The organism is Synergistaceae bacterium (genome assembly GCA_031272035.1).
In the GTDB taxonomy this organism is placed as follows: domain Bacteria; phylum Synergistota; class Synergistia; order Synergistales; family Aminobacteriaceae; genus JAISSA01.
In genome coordinates this window covers 1-4,259 of record JAISUO010000041.1, presented here as the reverse complement: position 1 = coordinate 4,259, position 4,259 = coordinate 1, and the positions used below count along the sequence as shown (strand labels likewise).

General features: G+C 57.1%; 3 protein-coding genes. All 3 read right to left on the bottom strand.

What is annotated here, in order from left to right:
* Positions 1 to 2,066: response regulator (locus tag LBR61_05005; GenBank protein MDR1731433.1), on the bottom strand; the 2,066-nt coding region annotated here is incomplete at its 3' end.
* 8 nt (positions 2,067 to 2,074) lie between these two features.
* The gene (locus LBR61_05000) at positions 2,075 to 3,232 is read right to left on the bottom strand and encodes a BMP family ABC transporter substrate-binding protein (GenBank protein ID MDR1731432.1); all 1,158 of its coding nucleotides are present in this window, start codon (positions 3,230 to 3,232) and stop codon (positions 2,075 to 2,077) included.
* 82 nt (positions 3,233 to 3,314) lie between these two features.
* A partial coding sequence (locus LBR61_04995; protein ID MDR1731431.1) for an Hpt domain-containing protein occupies positions 3,315 to 4,259 on the bottom strand: 945 nt, incomplete at its 5' end.

The window sequence follows — 4,259 nt, the reverse complement described above, 5'->3', positions numbered from 1 at the left end:
GTTCGGGCGTACTCCGTCCCCAGCTCCTCACGGATGATTCGAGTCGCCTCAATTCCGTCCATCTCAGGCATCATGTGGTCCATGAACACCGCGTCATAACGAACTCCGCCCGGTTCGCTCCCCTGTCGTATTTTTTCGATGGCCTCCGCTCCGCCGGACACGCAGTCCACCTGCAGCCCGTAAGGCGTCAGAAGCCCACGGGCCACGTCCTGGTTGGTCACCACGTCGTCCACCACCAGCACGCGGCCGTCAGGAATCGGCGTCCGCACAAACTTTTGCGTCTGAGTGCGGGAGTTCGCCATGAAGTGAAAACGCTTCAGCCTTTCCACGCCCTCCCGGCCCAGCCGGCCCTCTCCGACGCTCTTCAGAGGAATTTCCACGCTGAAGGCGCTGCCCACGCCGTACTCGCTCTCCACCGAAACTTTTCCACCCATGAGGTCCAGAAAGCCCTTCGTGATGGACAGGCCGAGACCCGTGCCCTCGATGTGGCGGTTCGCCTTCGCGTCCAGCTGGACATATTCCGCAAAAAGTTTCTCAATGTCCGAGTTGCGAATACCGATCCCCGTGTCCCGAACGCTGAAGAGCAGGGTCACGTTTTTCCCGTCCTGCTCCGCTTCCTGCCGCCACCCCGCCTGAAGGACGACGCGGCCCTCCTTCGTGTACTTGAACGCGTTGGAGAGCAGGTTGTTCAGCACCTGTTTCACCCGCAGCTCGTCGCCATACAGCCGGGCGGGAAGCGTTTCGTCGATCTCCATTTCAAAGACGATGGGCTTGGAGCCGATGCGGATTACGTTCAGCTGGGCCGCGTCGCCGAGGAGCTCGGACACGTCGAAGTTCACCGGGTTCAGCTCTATGCCGCCCGCCTCAATTTTTGAAATGTCCAGAATATCGTTGATGATGCCCAACAGGGTGGAAGCGGAGCTGTACATTTTCTCGATGTTCTGGCGGGTGCGTTCGTTCAGGCGTTTTTCAAGCTCCACCTCCGCCAGTCCCAGGATGACGTTCAGGGGCGTTCGGATTTCGTGGCTCATGGTGGCGAGAAACGAGCTTTTACTTTGATTTTCTTCGTCGGAGCGCATTTTCGCCGCGTACAGCCGCAGCAGAAAATAGCCGAGAACAACCATCAGAACGGAACCCAAAGTGGAAAGAATGGCAGCGGTGTAGTACACGTCCCGGTAATAGCTCAAAAAAGGAGTGACGACGCCGATGTACCAGCCGTTGAAGACCTTTCTGAAGGAAACGGTGACGGAGGTTCCGTCGAAATCCCGAATTTTTGCCGACAGGACTTCGTCGCCCCGAAGCAGGGCGTCGTACACGTCCCGATACCCCTCGCAGATGTCCCGAAACTGCCGGCTGACGTAGCTCTCCTTTGGATGGCCCACCACCACCATCCAGGGGTTCAGGATAATGCCGTAACTGCCGTCTGTGACGGGGCCGTCGCTCTCCACCGCGTTTTCCGTGGGCATGTGAAGCGAGCGGACGTAATTCCGAAACCAGGAGGTTTCCATATCGATTGCCAGAATGCCGTAGCGCTCACCGGACCTGCCCCGGAGGTTTCGGACGGCCGAGATGATGATGGCGCCGGATTTCGGATCTTCATAGGGTTCGGTGTACGACACGGCGTCCGAGTCTCTGTTTCTCACGGCCGTGTCAAACCAGGGGCTCTGCTGAGGTTTGAAGTTCTCCAGGGAACGCAGGCCAATGCCATCGATGAATTCCCCGCGGATATAGCTGTAAATTCCGTAAAGCTGAGGCAGTTTCGTGTCGAGGCGTTGCATCCACTTCGTCGCGCTGGTGAGGTAGTCCAGGATCTCCTGCTGAGATGCCCCTTCGTCCAGCATGTCGGTGAGAAAATAGGACAGATTGTTGATTGTGACTTCCATTTCCACGAGGCCGGTTCGGATATTCGCCTCGGCGGCGGTGATGGACTTGCTCACGCCTTCCTCCAGACGCCGGCGCACCAGGCTGCTCACAGAGAAATAACTGACGAGGACCATCAGAAAAAACGCGGCGAAGACAAATACCAGTTGGGGATAATTGTCCCGGAACGCGCGCCGCCAGTTCATTTTACGGGTCACTCCTGAGGGCTGACGACGTTGTGGCAGTACCAGTGAATGCCGCGTATGATTTCCTCATCCGGAAGAGTACCCCCTTTCACACCCACGACCTGTCCGGCGTTTGTCAGAATTTCACCGTCAAAAACGTTGAAATCGCCGCGTTCTATGGCTGCCTTCGCCGCTTCCACCGCCTTTTCCGCCCCCTCCGGAGCCAGTTTTTCGCTCAGAGGAGTGAGAGTGACGATGCCGCTCTTCATGTCGCCATACCAGGGAGTCGTGACAAAGGTTCCGTCGATGACGCTCCGGATCAGCTCCGTGTAATAGATGCCCCAGTTCCAGACGACCGAGGTGATCACGGCCTCCGGAGCGTCGCTTTTCATGTCCACGTTGTAGCCGATTCCCCAGACGCCGGCGTCCTGAGCCGCTTTTTGCGCGCTGGAGGTGTTGCAGTGCTGAGCGATCACATCACACCCCTTCTCAATCAGGGTGCGCGCCGCCTGATACTCCCCGTCGGGGTCGAACCACCGCTTCGTCACCTGCACGTGGATGACGGCCTCCGAATTGACGCTGGCCACCCCAAGGGCGAAGGCGTCGATGCCTCCCGTCACCTCGCTGTTTTCCCGGCCATGGGCCGCCACATACCCGATTTTGTTCGACCGGGTGCGAAGTCCCGCGACGATGCCGCTCAGGTAGCGGGGCTGGTGAACTTTTCCGAAGTAATTAGTTAAATTGGTGGCGTTAGATTTGAAACCGGTGGCATTGGCGAAAACGACTCCCGGAAACTCCTCCGCCAGTTTTTCGCAGACGTCCATGTGATTCCAGCTCGTCGCGATGATGATATTCGCGCCCTCCGCGATGCACTCTCTTATCGCGTACTCCGTCGCAGGCAGATTCGTGTCGGACACGTTGACTCTGCGGAGGATCTGGCTGTCTTCCAGGCCCACCGCCGCCTGCATCTCCTGAATCCCGTAATCATGGGCCCAGGCATAGCCTTTTCCCGCGTCCGTCATGTTGGAAATGTGAATGACTCCCACTCTGACCTTTGTTTTGTCCAGAGGAAAGCCCGGACGCCACTCCTGCCGGTTTCGGAACTGCCCCAGCCAGAAGCCCCATCCGGCCACCAGGAGAACGACGCAAACACAGAAAACTTTTTTCCACCCCACCGACATCTTCATTATTTTTTAATTTTCTCCATCATCCTGCTTTATCATCCTGCTTCATTATTCTTTTCTTCTGTTATTTTATCCTTCTGTCATTTTACCCCTTTATCTTTCCATCGATGTATTGCTTCAGTCGTTCTTCGACAGCATCATACTCCAAATTTTCCATTCGTGCCCGAAGCCAGGAAATTAATTCTTCGTCTCGTTCATAAGCGTACTCCTCCAGCTTCGTCAGAGTTTCCTCCATGAGCGACGTTTTGAAGGAAGCGGCTCCTTCGCGTATTTTTTTCAGTAAAGTCAGGTCGGGCTCTAATTTTTTTGGTTTTTGGGAGGTTGCAGGGGACAGGGGATCGCTTTGCTCCGTCCTCAGCGCGGGAGCGTCCAGAGTTTTCTCTATATTCTTCAGCAGCGTTTCAAAAGATTCCAACAGAACGCCGTTTTTCTCGGCCACTGCCCGAAAATCTCCGGCCTTCGCCGCCGTCTCCAGCTCCTCCGCCAAGGCCGCGGGCTCCGTCGCGCCGATGCTGCGGCTGGCTCCCTTCAGCCCGTGGACGGCTATGGCGTACTCCTTCGGAATATCCTCTCCAACGGTCCGCAGGCTGTCCAGAACCTCGGGAATGTGCTTCAGGAAGGAACGCAAAATTACCATATATTCCGCCTCTCCTCCATAACGCAGCACCCCTTCCTCCAGGTTCACGCCCTCCAGGTGGACGTCCTTCAGCAGAGACAGGGGCGGAAGAAGGTTTTTCAGATTTTCCAGATTTTTTTCCGGACGCGGCCCCACCCCGGCGGGTTCGAAGCGGTCTTTCATCGCCACCTCCGGGAAATGGTCCGGCCTCCGGCGATCTTCGCCCCGACGCTCCCCCATGCGGCGCTCCTGCATATGACGAGGCCTCACCCACCGGTTCAGCTCCCTGTCCAGTTGCAGGACGTCGATGGGCTTGGAGATGTACGAGTCGAAACCCTTCGAAAGAAACATCTCACGGTTGCCCGAAAGCGCGTTGGCCGTCAGCGCTATCACCGGCACCGTTCGGGCGTACTC